A 17,479-nucleotide genomic window follows, 5' to 3' on the forward strand; every position below is an offset into this window, starting at 1 on the left:
GATCGGGTGCGATCGCCTGGTAGGGTGCGTCAGAACAGCAATTCTCATTTGGGAAATTCAACTGCTATCGGGTGGGATGTCTAACTCGAGACCCTCAAGCATAAAGGTCAGAAGGTGGTCCCAACTGTCTCAGCGTACAGTCTGGGTAAGCGCGCGCAAATCATTAAAGAAGGTTTGGCGGGTAGGTATAGCATTAGTCAAGGTGGTTAGGACGTAGCTTTGAGAACGGAATCCATGGCATCATGGAGAGAATCAAACTGCTCACGTGCAGTGGCGAATACGGGCTTTCAGCCACGACCAACATTTCTCTATCTTGTTGAGGTCTGGCGAATAAGGCGGAAGATAGAGTAAACGGCATTGAGCTGCCTCCACCAGTTCAGCAATCCGTCCCCCTTTATGAAACGTTGCATTGTCCAATACTAGAGTCTGACCGACCTGGCTTCAATGTTGGAATTAAGATGAACTCCAACCACACCACAACTCAAACACTGTCCGATGACAACAACCCTCAAAGCTAAAGGGAGCTAAGAGTTGTTGATGACACCATGCGGCTATCATACTTACCCTGCCCTGCCTCTTCCCTGATTTGAGTGCATGGAAGCGTTTTCCTTCCTCGCAGTAACCATAAGGGTAATCCGAGTCCTGACTATTCATGCCGGCTTCATCGAGGTAGACCACTTCTTCCGGCTCCATCTGTTCAATCTGAGCCATAAACTCCTCTCGCTGTTGCTCATCACGTTCTTGGTAGCCGTAAGTTTTTTTTCTGGTGAAGCCAATTTTCTTCAAGGCTCTGGATATGGTGCGAGGAGAGATGTCGTCATCCCAAAGTTCAGCCATTTGAGCTGCTGTTTTGTCGCCATGCTCTTGGGCAAAAGCCTTGAATTTTTGCCAGTCGGTAATTTTGTGGTTATTGCCAGGTCGGTGATGAGGTTTAGGGAGGAAGTCTCCGGTCTGTGCTTTTCTTTGCAGCCAGAGATTAATGGTGTTCCTGCTGACATGGAAAACTTGACTGGCTTCTGTTTTGGGCATACCGTCTAGTTCAATGGCATCAATAACTTTTTGTCTGAGGTCGTAACTATAGGGGGCTGGCATTTTTGGTCTTCTTAGTCATCTCGTCCTCTCCATTATACGTCCTAAGTATTCTGTCTTGTGCTATAAGTGCGCTCGTAGCAACTGGTACTTGTTATCGAGCAACTCCAGCAGGGTGTGGAAGAGCAGCGAGAGGATGTTGAGGGTCGCCAGCAAGGAAGAAAGATGCTGCTTGCCATGGCCAAAATTGTGTTCGAGATGGTAGCCCTTGGTCTTGAGAGTGTTGTTGTTCTCATTCTCAACTTTCCAACGAGTCAGCCCGGCCCGAACCACCTCGGCTACATTCTCATCGCTGAGAGGATAATTCGTGGCAAAGGAGTTGTGATAGGTTACCTGGCCATCAGCGGTGGTGACAGTAAGTTCGCACCAGTTAACCAACAGGGCCTCATCGCTATCTTTGAGGGGGACTCCGTTGAGATAGCGGTAGGTATAGGTTTTCTCGACTTGACCAGTCCAGTCCACTTCTTGGTCGTGAGGGTCGGGAGTTCGATGCCCTCTAGGTGTTCATAGAGGGTAGTATGAGACTCGGGGCGACAGACGACGATGAAGTTAAGTTGCTGCTCTAAAAACTGCTGACACAACGGTTGGTGGCAATAGAGGTCATCCCCTAAAACCTTGACATTCAAAGCCCTCAAGCATTGTTCTTGCCTCGATAGCCAGCGTTTGGCGGCGGCATTCTCACAGTCTTGCTTATCATGACCATCTTGGGGCACGATAAATTCGGGGACTAAGGGAATCACATGATTCTGTCCCGGACAGACGATGACTGGAGTGACAACACTATGGAAGTAATGGGTTTTTCCTGACTTCTGGGTGCGCGTTGAACAGTGGGGACAGTGAATTTTGTCGGAACTGAAGTATTCCGTGCCATCCAACGCGACTAATAGACTGTCCCCTAGGCAACGGAAGTCTTCTAACTGCCCCTGGGCTTCCAAGACTTGTAGGATCTCCTCAAACACTGGAAACAGGTGCTCTGGGGACACGGCATCTAATAAGTCCCGAATCTGGTGATCACAGGGAATTCGATGAACTCCAAACAGACTTTGGGCATTGCTCTTGCCTTTACTCCCCTCCATCAGACGTTGATAAGCCAGAAACGACGGAGTTTGAGTAAAAAACACACGCTCACGCACTTAAAGCGGCATCCTCCATTCCATAGCGGCGATTTTTACCCCGGCGCTTGTCCGGTAGCGATGACAAGCACTGGCGGAAAGAACCGACTAGAGTCTCAAAGCAACCTGGCTTTTTCAACGGCTCTGGCCCTCCTGGGTTTCTTAGATGTCATTACGATACAATACAGGGATGCTGGGGACTTGAACAGGTTTTCGCCAAAATGAGAATTGCTGCCCAATTTTGGGAATCATAACCCCAGGATTGAAGCGGGGAACGGAAGGCGTGAAGTATAGCATTAGTCAAGGTGGTTAGGACGCAGCTTTGAGAACGGAATCCATGGCATCATGGAGAGAATCAAACTGCTCAATGCAGTGGCGAATACGGGCTTTCAGCCACGACCAACATTTCTCTATCTTGTTGAGGTCTGGCGAATAAGGTGGTAGATAGAGTAAACGGCATTGAGCTGCCTCCACCAGTTCAGCAATCCGCCCCCCTTTATGAAACGTTGCATTGTCCAATACTAGAGTCTGACCTGGCTTCAATGTTGGAATTAAGATGAACTCCAACCACAACTCAAACACTGTCCGATTACAACAACCCTCAAAGCTAGCTAAAGGGAGCTAAGCTAAGAGTTGTTGATGACACCATGCGGCTATCATACTTACCCTGCCCTGCCTCTTCCCTGATTTGAGTGCATGGAAGCGTTTTCCTTCCTCGCAGTAACCATAAGGGTAATCCGAGTCCTGACTATTCATGGCGGCTTCATCGAGGTAGACCACTTCTTCCGGCTCCATCTGTTCAATCTGAGCCATAAACTCCTCTCGCTGTTGCTTCCAACGTTCTTGGTAGCCGTAAGTTTTTTTTCTGGTGAAGCCAATTTTCTTCAAGGCTCTGGATATGGTGCGAGGAGAGATGTCGTCATCCCAAAGTTCAGCCATTTGAGCGGAGGTTTTGTGGCCATGCTCTTGGGCAAAAGCCTTGAATTTATGCCAGTCGGTAATTTTGTGGTTATTGCCAGGTCGGTGATGAGGTTTAGGGAGGAAGTCTCCGGTCTGTGCTTTTCTTTGCAGCCAGAGATTAATGGTGTTCCTGCTGACATGGAAAACTTGACTGGCTTCTGTTTTGGGCATACCGTCTAGTTCAATGGCATCAATAACTTTTTGTCTGAGGTCGTAACTATAGGGGGCTGGCATTTTTGGTCTTCTTAGTCATCTCGTCCTCTCCATTATACGTCCTAAGTGTTCTGTCTTGTGCTATAGCATTAGTCAAGGTGGTTAGGACGCAGCTTTGAGAACGGAATCCATGGCATCATGGAGAGAATCAAACTGCTCAATGCAGTGGCGAATACGGGCTTTCAGCCACGACCAACATTTCTCTATCTTGTTGAGGTCTGGCGAATAAGGTGGTAGATAGAGTAAACGGCATTGAGCTGCCTCCACCAGTTCAGCAATCCGTCCCCCTTTATGAAACGTTGCATTGTCCAATACTAGAGTCTGACCTGGCTTCAATGTTGGAATTAAGATGAACTCCAACCACAACTCAAACACTGTCCGATTACAACAACCCTCAAAGCTAAAGGGAGCTAAGAGTTGTTGATGACACCATGCGGCTATCATACTTACCCTGCCCTGCCCTGCCTCTTCCCTGATTTGAGTGCATGGAAGCGTTTTCCTTCCTCGCAGTAACCATAAGGGTAATCCGAGTCCTGACTATTCATGCCGGCTTCATCGAGGTAGACCACTTCTTCCGGCTCCATCTGTTCAATCTGAGCCATAAACTCCTCTCGCTGTTGCTCATCACGTTCTTGGTAGCCGTAAGTTTTTTTTTCTGGTGAAGCCAATTTTCTTCAAGGCTCTGGATATGGTGCGAGGAGAGATGTCGTCATCCCAAAGTTCAGCCATTTGAGCTGCTGTTTTGTCGCCATGCTCTTGGGCAAAAGCCTTGAATTTTTGCCAGTCGGTAATTTTGTGGTTATTGCCAGGTCGGTGATGAGGTTTAGGGAGGAAGTCTCCGGTCTGTGCTTTTCTTTGCAGCCAGAGATTAATGGTGTTCCTGCTGACATGGAAAACTTGACTGGCTTCTGTTTTGGGCATACCGTCTAGTTCAATGGCATCAATAACTTTTTGTCTGAGGTCGTAACTATAGGGGGCTGGCATTTTTGGTCTTCTTAGTCATCTCGTCCTCTCCATTATACGTCCTAAGTGTTCTGTCTTGTGCTATAATAAGTCCCGAATCTGGTGATCACAGGGAATTCGATGAACTCCAAACAGACTTTGGGCATTGCTCTTGCCTTTACTCCCCTCCATCAGACGTTGATAAGCCAGAAACGACGGAGTTTGAGTAAAAAACACACGCTCACGCACTTAAAGCGGCATCCTCCATTCCATAGCGGCGATTTTTACCCCGGCGCTTGTCCGGTAGCGATGACAAGCACTGGCGGAAAGAACCGACTAGAGTCTCAAAGCAACCTGGCTTTTTCAACGGCTCTGGCCCTCCTGGGTTTCTTAGATGTCATTACGATACAGGGATGCTGGGGACTTGAACAGGTTTTCGCCAAAATGAGAATTGCTGCCCAATTTTGGGAATCATAACCCCAGGATTGAAGCGGGGAACGGAAGGCGTGAAGTATAGCATTAGTCAAGGTGGTTAGGACGCAGCTTTGAGAACGGAATCCATGGCATCATGGAGAGAATCAAACTGCTCAATACCGTGGCGAATACGGGCTTTCAGCCACGACCAACATTTCTCTATCTTCTTGAGGTCTGGCGAATAAGGTGGTAGATAGAGTAAACGGCATTGAGCTGCCTCCACCAGTTCAGCAATCCGCCCCCCTTTATGAAACGTTGCATTGTCCAATACTAGAGTCTGACCTGGCTTCAATGTTGGAATTAAGATGAACTCCAACCACAACTCAAACACTGTCCGATTACAACAACCCTCAAAGCTAAAGGGAGCTAAGAGTTGTTGATGACACCATGCGGCTATCATACTTACCCTGCCCTGCCTCTTCCCTGATTTGAGTGTATGGAAGCGTTTTCCTTCCTCGCAGTAACCATAAGGGTAATCCGAGTCCTGACTATTCATGCCGGCTTCATCGAGGTAGACCACTTCTTGTGGCTCCATCTGTTCAATCTGAGCCATAAACTCCTCTCGCTGTTGCTTCCAACGTTCTTGGTAGCCGTAAGTTTTTTTTCTGGTGAAGCCAATTTTCTTCAAGGCTCTGGATATGGTGCGAGGAGAGATGTCGTCATCCCAAAGTTCAGCCATTTGAGCGGAGGTTTTGTGGCCATGCTCTTGGGCAAAAGCCTTGAATTTCTGCCAGTCGGTAATTTTGTGGTTATTGCCAGGTCGGTGATGAGGTTTAGGGAGGAAGTCTCCGGTCTGTGCTTTTCTTTGCAGCCAGAGATTAATGGTGTTCCTGCTGACATGGAAAACTTGACTGGCTTCTGTTTTGGGCATACCGTCTCGTCTAGTTCAATGGCATCAATAACTTTTTGTCTGAGGTCGTAACTATAGGGGGCTGGCATTTTTGGTCTTCTTAGTCATCTCGTCCTCTCCATTATACGTCCTAAGTGTTCTGTCTTGTGCTATACCTACACAGACCTTTAAAATTACCCCGGTGGACAGGACAAGTCTAAAGATGGAATGCCCGTATAAACGGAACGTTTAAACCCCTTTTAGGCTAGGCTCTCGGCAGGATGTACCTGTGGAGTAGTGAAAAGTGTAAGCGTATACCTTTAAGGGGAAAGGATGTGGCTGAAAGCTAATGCCTAACTGTAATGGTTAGGATATGCCCACTAGCCACGGTGTGGATATAGAGACCGCGACAATTAAGAGTTTGATGACGAGTGCGAGTTTAAAGACTACGACGTTGTATATAGCTCCTAAAGTTGAGGTTACAAAGCGGGGGGTCGTAGCCCTGTTCCTACTGACAAATAGGGTATCTACATCAGGAGCCGTGTGCTGGGAAACTCGCAAGCACGGTTTGGAATTGGAGTTGGGGAAGGTGACTTCTCTTTCGACCATAACCAGTCAAATTAGGAGCCGTATGAGGTGAAAGTCTCATGTACGGTTCTGAGTTGAGTGGGAGGGATAGACCGTGAGGTCTATCTCGACCCCTAATATCCCTTGGGCGAAAGTCCAGAGGAAAGTTTTCAAGCTCCAAAAGAGGATATTCTATTCCAAGCAGCTAAATCGGGACAGGACGCGAAGGCAAGAAGGTTGCAACGTCTATTGGTAAAGTCATATTATGCGTGCGAGACGTTTAGGAGTGAAATAGGGATGCAATGCCCGAAATAGCCTCCTAGTGGGACTTCCACCCCTTGGTGGAATATAAGGGACTCGTATCCTGACCATCCCATAACTGTTTATATGTCCCGACGCTTGGAGAAATCTGAGCAAGGCAGGGGACTCAAGGTCATAAACAAACTGAGAAATCAGGGAGTAGAGAGTAGAGTAAAGGCGATAGCCACCCCCAATTTCAGGATACACGATTCTGGGATTGAAGCGGGGAACGGAAGGCGTGAGGTAGAACCTACTACCAAATGCGACCACTGCCAACCATCCATGACTAGGGAAACCGAATGTCTGGCTTGAACCATCGTAATGATTTAGCAGCGTAATAGGTTGCCACGCTGCGCTCAAAAGAGCAAGGGGAAAAGTAGGGTTTTGCATAAAACACCTACACAGACCTTTTTAAGTACCCCGGTGGAGAGGACAAGTCTAAAGATGGAATGCCCATATAAACGGAACGTTTAAACTCCTCATTGGTTCTCCTTATCAAAAAAGTGAGCAATATTACTCACAAGGAGTAGTGAAAAGTGTAAGCGTATACCATTGAGGGGAAAGGATGTGACTGAAAGCCAATGCCTAATTGTAATGATTAGGATATGCCCACTAGTCACGGTGTAGATATAGAGACTGCGACAAGTAGGAGTAATATGACGAGAGCGAGTTTAAAGACTACGAGTTGTATGCCAAGCTCCCAAAGTTGGAATCATAAAGCGGGGGTTCGTAACCCTGTTCCTAGTGACAAAAAGGGTATCTACATTAGGAGCCGTATGAGGTGAAAGTCTCAAGTACGGTTTTGAAGTGGAGTTGGGGAAGGTGACTTCCCTTTCGACCATAACCCGACTCTTAGCAGTGCGGCTGTAGGGGCGGGTTCCACGGTCAGCCATGCTTCCCAACAGTCAGCTTAATAAACCCGCCCCCCAAGCGGGTCAAGGCAAGAAAACGGCTGGAGTTGATGGAATGAGAGCAATCTCTCCAAGACAAAGGTTTGAACTTGTGGAGAGCATTAAGGGAAACCTCAAAGCAAAACCACTGCGACGGGTGTGGATTCCAAAACCCGGCAGGGATGAAAAACGCCCTCTAGGAATACCCACAATCCAAGACAGAGCAAGGCAAGCCTTGGTTAAATCGGCTCTCGAACCTGAATGGGAATCGAGATTTGAAGGCACAAGCTATGGGTTCCGTCCCGGACGGTCAGCCCAAGATGCAATTGGTATAATTTACAGTGCCATAAATCAAGGACAATACTATGTTCTCGATGCAGATATAGCAAAATGCTCTTACCGTGAACCATGATTACCTACTGTCCAAAATTCATTGTCCAAGCAGCCTAAAGAGAGACCTAAAACAATGGCTCAAAGCGGGCGTGCTAGATAACGGCGTTTTCGATGATACAGAAACAGGGACACCCCAAGGAGGGGTAATAAGTCCAATACTCGCCAACATCGCACTGTTGGGAATGGTTAGGTTCATAGAGACAATGTATCCTAAGAAAGCAAACAGAGCGCAGGCTACTGTTATAAGATACGCCGATGATTTTGTAGTGATATCCCCATCACTCGAAATCATTGAACAGTGCAAAACTGCTATTTCCGAATGGTTAAAACCTGTGGGACTAGAAATAAAACCTGAAAAGACCCGAATCTGTCACACGCTCAAACCCATTGAGTACAATGGCAAAACAGAGGAGCCAGGATTTGATTTTCTAGGATTCACCATTAGGCAATATCCTGTTGGGAAATATAAATCTGGGAAAATAGGGGGAAGGACAAGCCGATTAATCGGTCACAAAACCTGCATTAAACCCAGCAATAAAGCAGTTAAAGCCCACACAGAAGAGATTAAAGGTGCAATAAAACAACTTAAAACCGCACCCCAGTCAGCCCTGATTAGCAGACTAAACCCGATTATTCGAGGATGGTCAAACTATTATTCAGCGGTAGTCTCAACAGAGACCTTCAATAAACTGGACAACAAAGTTGGGTTAATGTTACGGGCATGGACAGTATCAAGATGCGGAAAGGCAAGCCACGATAAGCTAGGAAACTATTTCAGAAATGGAACGGTTAAACTTAGCAATGGGAAAGAAAGACATGAATCTTGGTTGTTCCAGACTAAGGATGGACTCACATTATGGCAACATAATTGGACTCCGATTGTCAGACATACCCTAGTGCGCCCTGACGCAACACCATACGACGGAAACTGGACTTACTGGGCAACCAGACGAGGACAGGCAATTGAAACGCCTAATAGGGTAGCAAAACTACTCAAAAAGCAAAAAGGTAGGTGTACTTGGTGTGGACAGTATTTCGCGCCATCGGATTTAGTTGAAGTAGACCACATTGTACCTCGAAACCTCGGTAGAAAGGGTGAATACAAAAATCTTCAACTATTACATCGCCACACCCGCGATAATAAGACGGCACTAGACAACGCCAACGCATTAGGGGTCGAGAATGGAGTCGCCTCCATTCCCTCCCATTCAAAACCGTGCTTGAGACTTTCACCTCACACAGCTCCTAGTCTGACTGTTCCATTGTTATGGATACAGCTTTAGCCTTGTCTAGTCTAGGGCTGTCTTGTCATCGCGGGTGTGGTGGTGTAGTAATTGAAGATTATTGTATACATCCTTTCCGCCTAGGCATCGAGGTACAATATGGTGAACCTCAATTACGTCTGATGGTGTAAAGTATTGTCCACACCATTTACACTTACCTTTCTGTTTCTTGAGTAGTTTTGCTATCCTTGTTGGTGTTCCAATTGCTTGTCCTTTTCTGGTTGCCCAGTATGTCCAGTTTCCGTCGTATGGTGTTGCGTTCGGTCTCACTAGGGTATGTCTGACTATTGGTGTCCGTGCGTTAAGTACAGGACAAAAGTTGTAGAGCCTGGTGAAACCGCCCTGAAAACAAAGGCAGATTAGAGAAAGTGCGGCGTAGAAAATCGAAGCCAGTGCGGAAAAGACTCTGGGAGCGTCGTCCGTGAGCCTTCAAAGGAATGGGTGAACCTTGGTGAATCCACAAACCCACCTTCATAGCCCAAGTAAAAGCCAGGCTAAGCAAAGCCAATAAACGGCTCAAGCGCTCAGGGTCCTTAAAGTGAGTCGATTCGAGACAGAAGCCCCGAGTCTTCAAGGCTCCGAAGAGGTTTTCAATACCCCAACGCCGAGCATAGTCGGGGAGGGCCGTTTCGGGGCAAGCGTTAGTGATGAGAATCAACAACTCCCCCGAATCAGCCAGACGAGAGCCAATGACGTAAACCTGCCGTCCCCAAACCCAACGGCGACCCGAAAGCTGGCGAAATTCTCCGGGTCGCAGAGAATCAAACATTCGTTCGCCGCTACGCCGAGTTCCTCCTAACTTAGGACTAATCAGCTCGCTGTGGCGGATGCGTAGGCGGAAAGGAACCTCGGGGTCGATGAGAAGATACGAGAGCCAATCTCGCCCCACAAATTCCCGGTCAGCGGTCAGACAAGCCACCTCCACGTCAGGAAATAGTGCCTCGAAGCGGTCGAATAAGTCCATGCGTTCGCCACTGTTGCTATTGCCCTTTTTGTCAAGCATCGTCCACAGCAGGGGAAAGGCAATCCCCTCGTGGACGACTGCCAACATCAAGATGTTGAAATGGGTTTGACCGAAAAACCAACAGGTGCGGTCGAGACTAAGAGTCCAAGGTTGGGGAATGTCAATGAGGCTAACGACGAAACGGGCAATCTCTGCCCGGTCAAATTTGAATTGCCGAAAAAAACGTTGTAATCGCTTGTATAGCATTAGTCAAGGTGGTTAGGACGCAGCTTTGAGAACGGAATCCATGGCATCATGGAGAGAATCAAACTGCTCAATGCAGTGGCGAATACGGGCTTTCAGCCACGACCAACATTTCTCTATCTTGTTGAGGTCTGGCGAATAAGGTGGTAGATAGAGTAAACGGCATTGAGCTGCCTCCACCAGTTCAGCAATCCGTCCCCCTTTATGAAACGTTGCATTGTCCAATACTAGAGTCTGACCTGGCTTCAATGTTGGAATTAAGATGAACTCCAACCACAACTCAAACACTGTCCGATGACAACAACCCTCAAAGCTAAAGGGAGCTAAGAGTTGTTGATGACACCATGCGGCTATCATACTTACCCTGCCCTGCCTCTTCCCTGATTTGAGTGCATGGAAGCGTTTTCCTTCCTCGCAGTAACCATAAGGGTAATCCGAGTCCTGACTATTCATGCCGGCTTCATCGAGGTAGACCACTTCTTCCGGCTCCATCTGTTCAATCTGAGCCATAAACTCCTCTCGCTGTTGCTCATCACGTTCTTGGTAGCCGTAAGTTTTTTTTTCTGGTGAAGCCAATTTTCTTCAAGGCTCTGGATATGGTGCGAGGAGAGATGTCGTCATCCCAAAGTTCAGCCATTTGAGCTGCTGTTTTGTCGCCATGCTCTTGGGCAAAAGCCTTGAATTTTTCCCAGTCGGTAATTTTGTGGTTATTGCCAGGTCGGTGATGAGGTTTAGGGAGGAAGTCTCCGGTCTGTGCTTTTCTTTGCAGCCAGAGATTAATGGTGTTCCTGCTGACATGGAAAACTTGACTGGCTTCTGTTTTGGGCATACCGTCTAGTTCAATGGCATCAATAACTTTTTGTCTGAGGTCGTAACTATAGGGGGCTGGCATTTTTGGTCTTCTTAGTCATCTCGTCCTCTCCATTATACGTCCTAAGTGTTCTGTCTTGTGCTATATAGCATTAGTCAAGGTGGTTAGGACGCAGCTTTGAGAACGGAATCCATGGCATCATGGAGAGAATCAAACTGCTCAATGCAGTGGCGAATACGGGCTTTCAGCCACGACCAACATTTCTCTATCTTCTTGAGGTCTGGCGAATAAGGTGGTAGATAGAGTAAACGGCATTGAGCTGCCTCCACCAGTTCAGCAATCCGTCCCCCTTTATGAAACGTTGCATTGTCCAATACTAGAGTCTGACCTGGCTTCAATGTTGGAATTAAGATGAACTCCAACCACAACTCAAACACTGTCCGATGACAACAACCCTCAAAGCTAAAGGGAGCTAAGAGTTGTTGATGACACCATGCGGCTATATAGCTTACCCTGCCCTGCCTCTTCCCTGATTTGAGTGCATGGAAGCGTTTTCCTTCCTCGCAGTAACCATAAGGGTAATCCGAGTCCTGACTATTCATGCCGGCTTCATCGAGGTAGACCACTTCTTCCGGCTCCATCTGTTCAATCTGAGCCATAAACTCCTCTCGCTGTTGCTTCCAACGTTCTTGGTAGCCGTAAGTTTTTTTTCTGGTGAAGCCAATTTTCTTCAAGGCTCTGGATATGGTGCGAGGAGAGATGTCGTCATCCCAAAGTTCAGCCATTTGAGCGGAGGTTTTGTGGCCATGCTCTTGGGCAAAAGCCTTGAATTTCTGCCAGTCGGTAATTTTGTGGTTATTGCCAGGTCGGTGATGAGCTTTAGGGAGGAAGTCTCCGGTCTGTGCTTTTCTTTGCAGCCAGAGATTAATGGTGTTCCGGCTGACATGGAAAACTTGACTGGCTTCTGTTTTGGGCATACCGTCTAGTTCAATGGCATCAATAACTTTTTGTCTGAGGTCGTAACTATAGGGGAGGGGGCTGGCATTTTTGGTCTTCTTAGTCATCTCGTCCTCTCCATTATACGTCCTAAGTGTTCTGTCTTGTGCTATATTACCCATAACTACTTGACCCCTAACAGATAGCTTTACCTACAACCTACGACTAAGATTTTGGGGGTGAACTGATTATGTTGGTATCGGTTTCCGCACGGGATGATTACCATCAAAGATTGGAGACTTGCTGAGGATTATAGCATTGGTCAAGGTGGTTAGGACGCAGCTTTGAGAACGGAATCCATGGCATCATGGAGAGAATCAAACTGCTCAATGCAGTGGCGAATACGGGCTTTCAGCCACGACCAACATTTCTCTATCTTGTTGAGGTCTGGCGAATAAGGTGGTAGATAGAGTAAACGGCATTGAGCTGCCTCCACCAGTTCAGCAATCCGTCCCCCTTTATGAAACGTTGCATTGTCCAATACTAGAGTCTGACCTGGCTTCAATGTTGGAATTAAGATGAACTCCAACCACAACTCAAACACTGTCCGATTACAACAACCCTCAAAGCTAAAGGGAGCTAAGAGTTGTTGATGACACCATGCGGCTATCATACTTACCCTGCCCTGCCTCTTCCCTGATTTGAGTGCATGGAAGCGTTTTCCTTCCTCGCAGTAACCATAAGGGTAATCCGAGTCCTGACTATTCATGCCGGCTTCATCGAGGTAGACCACTTCTTCCGGCTCCATCTGTTCAATCTGAGCCATAAACTCCTCTCGCTGTTGCTCATCACGTTCTTGGTAGCCGTAAGTTTTTTTTTCTGGTGAAGCCAATTTTCTTCAAGGCTCTGGATATGGTGCGAGGAGAGATGTCGTCATCCCAAAGTTCAGCCATTTGAGCTGCTGTTTTGTCGCCATGCTCTTGGGCAAAAGCCTTGAATTTTTGCCAGTCGGTAATTTTGTGGTTATTGCCAGGTCGGTGATGAGGTTTAGGGAGGAAGTCTCCGGTCTGTGCTTTTCTTTGCAGCCAGAGATTAATGGTGTTCCTGCTGACATGGAAAACTTGACTGGCTTCTGTTTTGGGCATACCGTCTAGTTCAATGGCATCAATAACTTTTTGTCTGAGGTCGTAACTATAGGGGGCTGGCATTTTTGGTCTTCTTAGTCATCTCGTCCTCTCCATTATACGTCCTAAGTGTGTTCTGTCTTGTGCTATATGTGGGTATCGATTCCCATCTCGGTAATTGTCACCAGTTGAAAAGTTGTTTAGGGGTATCGGGTTGGAGTCGGTAGATGATAGCCCATAGTTTCCCCTCACCGGAGATTATGAATCAGACCCATAGATAACCGGATAGGCGATCGCTCATCTCATAGGTTTACCTATAGGTATAGTCCACGGAAAGGCGGTCTGATATCTTTGTACATTGATTACTTAGAAGGTTCCCCTCTACGGCTACCTACGGCTATCGTGTTGACTTTGAATCATACCCTCCCCCCATAACCGGAACAAGTACTATTGGGGAAGTGACCGATGTGATAGCAGTCAATGGTGACGAACGAACCGATAGGCTTGCCATTGACGGGTATCACAAGGGAGCTACCCTATCACTTGTCGGGTTTAGGGGGTGATATGGGTATTTGACAGATTGATTAAGTTGTGCTTATTGATTAACCCGTCAATAATTAAGATTTGTTGCTAAGGGATATGCACTAATTGTCCCGTGTGCTAAGACTGAATGGAGTGCATTTTGAGTGTGACGGTACGACTATCGGGTTAAGTGAATTCCCGCTATCGCCGTCAGGGTAACGCCATAGAAAAAACGAGCCTGGAGGGATTTGAACCCTTCATAAAGGCTATAACCCCTATTCTACCGTTACTCTAGTGCACTCAAGGGCGATCGCACATTTAGGAGTTAGTGCAAAAAAAACCCCTAGGTATTTAGCCTAGAGGGTATTGTGTTGTGGGTTTATTGGGGATTAATCATCGAGTTGATATATTGCCCTAAGAATTGCCTTAACTTCTGGTAAATCTGGATTGATACCGATATTAATTAAGGCTTGTTTCCCCATATCTAGTGGCAATGGTTGCCTTTGATGTCGTGTCAGGATACCTAACTCTGTAGCCAGGTGGCGGCGTTTTTTGTACTTGCTGTCATTAACTGCAACACTATGACCAAATGAACGCGCTCTGATTTCTTGTGGTATCCCGTTCATTTCTCCTAGTTGGTTACCAAGGTGTTGGAAAGCATAAGTTTGAGTGAATCCCCAATCGTGACGTTCTAACCATTTGCGGTGATTATCGTTAAACTTGCTAGGGTCTTTGGATTCTGTGATAGGTAAGCAGACGTTATGAATTCCTAGGCGGTTAATCAGAGTCTTGTCTTTTGACATTGGGATAGCTAACCGCCAACCTGTCTTGGTGCTACCACCAAAGTAAGTAAACTCACCAATAACCAGCACTAACTCAAGGTTGTTAGGGTCAGATACAGCCGGGAAAGTGATACCGTCAACCGTAATGGCTTTGGTTAAGTTTTGACCTGCCGCAACTTCTGACGGTCTCAACCCGTATAAAGCACACATTGCCGACACCCAGCACCAACCATCACGTGCCTGGTTTTCTGTTGACCGCCCATAATCAGTGTTGCGTTCCTTGTCTAGCAAACTTAACAAGGTATCCAAGTCTATACTTTGGGATTCAGCAAATACTGTTTGAGTAGGGTCAATCTTTTCTAATTTCTCCAGTGCTTTCTTGCGTCCAGCGCGTTCTGCTACCTGTTTTAACCGGTAGTATCTGTCTTTAAAGTCTTTATGTCCTACTGGGTTGTTACCGTCTGGTAGTGGACTATACAGTGCTTCTTTGATACCTTCCCAACTAACGTAAGTATCCCAATCTGTGACTTGATCGAATACCTGGGTGAAGCAACGTCGGAAAGATTTCCGGTCACTAGCCATATCGCGGGAACGTTTTCGCTTGGTGTTACGATGTACCCCATTAAAGTAATCATCCTCCATGTCTTTGAATACTTGACGATAAGTGATTAAGTCGTTTTCCATGGGAACTTTGGACTCATCAAGGATAGTAGCCTTGTACCAGTCCAACCATTCAGATACTGACTGGAATTGTCCATCAAGGGATTTATGGACTAGCCAAGCCTTGTCAACAGCCTTGCGGATACCCTCAGAAGTGAACTGACAATTACATCCCCGTTGTTTACGCCCCCCGTTTCCGGGTCAGTGGTGATGTCTAGTTGGATTGTCCCCCGGTTACGTTTAATCCTGACACCCTTGGGACATTGTTTGCGGGATAGATTAAAAAACTCAAGAATGTCTTGAAAGCCTTGATATGTACCACTGTGTGTACTGTTTATACTTGCACTCATTTGGCACTAACTCCTAAATGTGCGATCGCCATTGAGCGCATTAGAATGGCGGTAGAATAAGGGTTATAGCTTTTATGGAGGGTTCAAATCCCTCCATGCTCGTTTTTTCTATGGCCTTATTGAGAAGGAGCCACAGACAACGGATTAACCCAAATACTTGTCGGTGTGAATGGGTAACTGTTTGCAAACATTAGGTAAGAGACTCATCGCCTTGTTGGTTTTTCCCCACCAGGTTAATTGTGAACGGAGAGGGAGGGATTCGAACCCTCGGAGAGGCTGAACACCCCTCAACAGATTAGCAATCTGCCGCTTTCGACCACTCAGCCACCTCTCCCAGTGACATCATTCTACTATAACTGATTCTCAAAAATAAGTCTAGTCTTGTCGCCAAAAAATTTGCTCGACCTTCCCAGAGATTTTAATGGCCCGTTGATTCTCGGTTAATAATCCCATTGAGAAAAATATCAGTGAGTCCTTCAGCCATTTCCTGCATATCGTTGGGGGAGGCGGCTGGGTCAATAATAGTGCGATAACTGAAGCCAGCTACAGCAAACATCCCCAAAAATACCTGGGCGACGATACGGGGATTCATGGGACGATAAACCCCCTTCTCGATGGCGGTTTGAAAGAAAGCCTCAGCCACGTCTGTCATTTTAGCAATAATTTCTGACTGAATGCGATCGCTCAATTCCGGGTGAAACTGCGCTTCTAGGAAACAAACCCGCAGTAAATCGGCGTTACTATGCAGACCCATCATCCGATGTCGCATAATTTGTGAAATCCCTTGATAATTAGCGACTTCACTCAATTCTGTGAGTAAATCCGTCAAAATCTCCACCCATCCCTGAGTCACGACCTCGACCAAAATCGCCTTTTTATTAGGAAAGTAGCGAAATATAGTCCCCTCCGCCACTCCCACCTTAGCAGCCAAGTCCTTGATAGTAGTTGCTTCATAGCCACGTCGCGCAAAAAGTTTAGTCGCCGCTTTCAGGATACGAGTAGGTATGTCAACTTCTCGGGGTGGAGATTGATTAAAGATGTTCATAAATAAATTGGTGCGAGACGTTTAGGAGTGAAATAAGGCTGCAATGCCTGAAATAACCTCCTAGAGGGAGATAAACTAACTCGACCAGTTTACCCCTTAACTGTATATATGTCCCAACGCTTAGAAGTCGTGACTCTAAGCAAGGCAGGGAACTCAAGGTCAATCTCATTTTAAGAAATCGCAATGTACCATCCAAGTATTACCTAGGAGGAGTATTATAACTCACTTGGGGCGATTATGGGAAAGAGTAAAGGCGATAGCCACCCCAAGTTTCAGAAATCACAAATCTGGGATTTAAGCGGGGAACGGAAGGCGTGAAGGAAAACCCATTCCCAAAATCCGACCACTGCCAACCATCCATGATTAGGGAAACCGAATGTCTGGCTTGAACCATCGTAATTATGAAGCAGCGAAATAGGTTGACACGCTGCGTCCAAAAGGACAAGGGGAAAAGTAGGAGGCTCAATTTACTACCTACACAGACCTTTAAAGATACCCCGGTGGATAGGACAAATCTAAAGATGGAATGCCCATATATACGGAACGTTTAAACCCCTATTGGGCTCTCTACGAGTACATCTCGTAGAGTAGTAAAAAGTGTAAGCGTATGCCCATAAGGGGAAGGGATGTGACTGAAAGCTAATGCCTAACTGTAATGGTTGGGATATGCCCACTAGTCACGGTGTGGATATAGAGACTGCGACAAGTAGGAGTGCTTATGACCAGAGCGAGTTTAAAGACTACGTAGTGTATATAGCTCCCAAAGTTGAAGTTATAAAGCAGGGGGTAGTAACCCTGTTCCTACTGACAATAGGGTATCCACATCAGGAGCCGTGTGATGCGAAAGTATCAAGCACGGTTTTGAATGGGAGTTGGGGAAGGCGACTTCCCTTTCGACCCCTACCAAGCTGTGGGGGAGATAATTATCAAAACCCTGAGTTGATGGTATGATAGGCAATTCGCCAGAGTCAAGAGTGGATGAGACATTGT

General features: G+C 46.8%; 5 protein-coding genes, 1 tRNA gene and 10 pseudogenes. 2 read left to right on the forward strand and 14 right to left on the reverse strand.

Features of this window, described 5'->3' with window-relative positions; genetic code table 11:
- Positions 1 to 261: 261 nt before the first annotated feature.
- The 6 pseudogenes from XZ46_RS31720 to XZ46_RS31735 form a co-directional block, all read right to left on the reverse strand.
- Positions 262 to 1,092 (reverse strand): annotated as a pseudogene (locus XZ46_RS31720) (IS630 family transposase).
- Positions 1,093 to 1,152: 60 nt separating this feature from the next.
- Positions 1,153 to 2,340: pseudogene (locus tag XZ46_RS31725) on the reverse strand (ISNCY-like element ISAtsp9 family transposase).
- Between the two features lie 170 nt (positions 2,341 to 2,510).
- A pseudogene (locus tag XZ46_RS05525) lies at positions 2,511 to 3,395 on the reverse strand (IS630 family transposase).
- 81 nt (positions 3,396 to 3,476) lie between these two features.
- Positions 3,477 to 4,358, reverse strand: a pseudogene (locus XZ46_RS31730) (IS630-like element ISAtsp1 family transposase).
- A gap of 63 nt (positions 4,359 to 4,421) precedes the next feature.
- Positions 4,422 to 4,683: pseudogene (locus XZ46_RS33900) on the reverse strand (hypothetical protein); the annotation flags it as partial.
- A 165-nt stretch (positions 4,684 to 4,848) separates the two neighbouring features.
- Positions 4,849 to 5,729, reverse strand: a pseudogene (locus XZ46_RS31735) (IS630 family transposase).
- Positions 5,730 to 6,301: 572 nt separating this feature from the next.
- On the opposite strand from XZ46_RS31735, the pseudogene XZ46_RS38220 reads away from it, so the two are divergent.
- A pseudogene (locus XZ46_RS38220) lies at positions 6,302 to 6,456 on the forward strand (reverse transcriptase N-terminal domain-containing protein); the annotation flags it as partial.
- Between the two features lie 957 nt (positions 6,457 to 7,413).
- Positions 7,414 to 8,947: pseudogene (gene ltrA / locus XZ46_RS05560) on the forward strand (group II intron reverse transcriptase/maturase); the annotation flags it as partial.
- Positions 8,948 to 9,014: 67 nt separating this feature from the next.
- Here ltrA and XZ46_RS37960 read toward each other — a convergent pair.
- The 8 genes and pseudogenes from XZ46_RS37960 to XZ46_RS05610 all read right to left on the reverse strand — a co-directional run.
- Positions 9,015 to 9,346: pseudogene (locus tag XZ46_RS37960) on the reverse strand (HNH endonuclease); the annotation flags it as partial.
- Positions 9,347 to 9,353: 7 nt separating this feature from the next.
- Positions 9,354 to 10,256: pseudogene (locus XZ46_RS05565) on the reverse strand (IS4-like element ISAtsp3 family transposase); the annotation flags it as partial.
- 18 nt (positions 10,257 to 10,274) lie between these two features.
- Positions 10,275 to 11,151 (reverse strand): IS630-like element ISAtsp1 family transposase gene (locus XZ46_RS31750; RefSeq protein ID WP_157883425.1). Its coding sequence is split into 2 segments (ribosomal slippage): positions 10,275 to 10,820 and positions 10,822 to 11,151, totalling 876 coding nucleotides; the frame shifts between segments, so codons are not numbered across the junction.
- 83 nt (positions 11,152 to 11,234) lie between these two features.
- Complete coding sequence (locus XZ46_RS05580; RefSeq protein WP_048895373.1) at positions 11,235 to 12,134, reverse strand: IS630 family transposase; 900 nt, start codon at positions 12,132 to 12,134, stop codon at positions 11,235 to 11,237.
- A gap of 203 nt (positions 12,135 to 12,337) precedes the next feature.
- Positions 12,338 to 13,214 (reverse strand): IS630-like element ISAtsp1 family transposase gene (locus XZ46_RS31755; protein ID WP_108614679.1). Its coding sequence is split into 2 segments (ribosomal slippage): positions 12,338 to 12,883 and positions 12,885 to 13,214, totalling 876 coding nucleotides; the frame shifts between segments, so codons are not numbered across the junction.
- 827 nt (positions 13,215 to 14,041) lie between these two features.
- Positions 14,042 to 15,118: a site-specific integrase gene (locus XZ46_RS05595; RefSeq protein ID WP_006621107.1), complete on the reverse strand. Its 1,077-nt coding sequence runs from the start codon at positions 15,116 to 15,118 to the stop codon at positions 14,042 to 14,044.
- A gap of 570 nt (positions 15,119 to 15,688) precedes the next feature.
- Positions 15,689 to 15,778 (reverse strand) — tRNA-Ser (locus tag XZ46_RS05605).
- 84 nt (positions 15,779 to 15,862) lie between these two features.
- The gene (locus XZ46_RS05610; protein ID WP_006669869.1) at positions 15,863 to 16,489 is read right to left on the reverse strand and encodes a TetR/AcrR family transcriptional regulator; all 627 of its coding nucleotides are present in this window, start codon (positions 16,487 to 16,489) and stop codon (positions 15,863 to 15,865) included.
- Positions 16,490 to 17,479: the final 990 nt, after the last annotated feature.

It is taken from the genome of Limnospira indica PCC 8005 (assembly GCF_000973065.1).
Classification (GTDB): domain Bacteria; phylum Cyanobacteriota; class Cyanobacteriia; order Cyanobacteriales; family Microcoleaceae; genus Limnospira; species Limnospira fusiformis.

Bases quoted from the DNA above. Each gene is read 5' to 3' on its own strand.
- XZ46_RS05580 (WP_048895373.1), bottom strand. From the start codon at position 12,134: ATGACTAAGAAGACCAAAAATGCCAGCCCCCTCCCCTATAGTTACGAC.
- XZ46_RS05595 (WP_006621107.1), bottom strand. From the start codon at position 15,118: ATGGAAAACGACTTAATCACTTATCGTCAAGTATTCAAAGACATGGAG.
- XZ46_RS05610 (WP_006669869.1), bottom strand. From the start codon at position 16,489: ATGAACATCTTTAATCAATCTCCACCCCGAGAAGTTGACATACCTACT.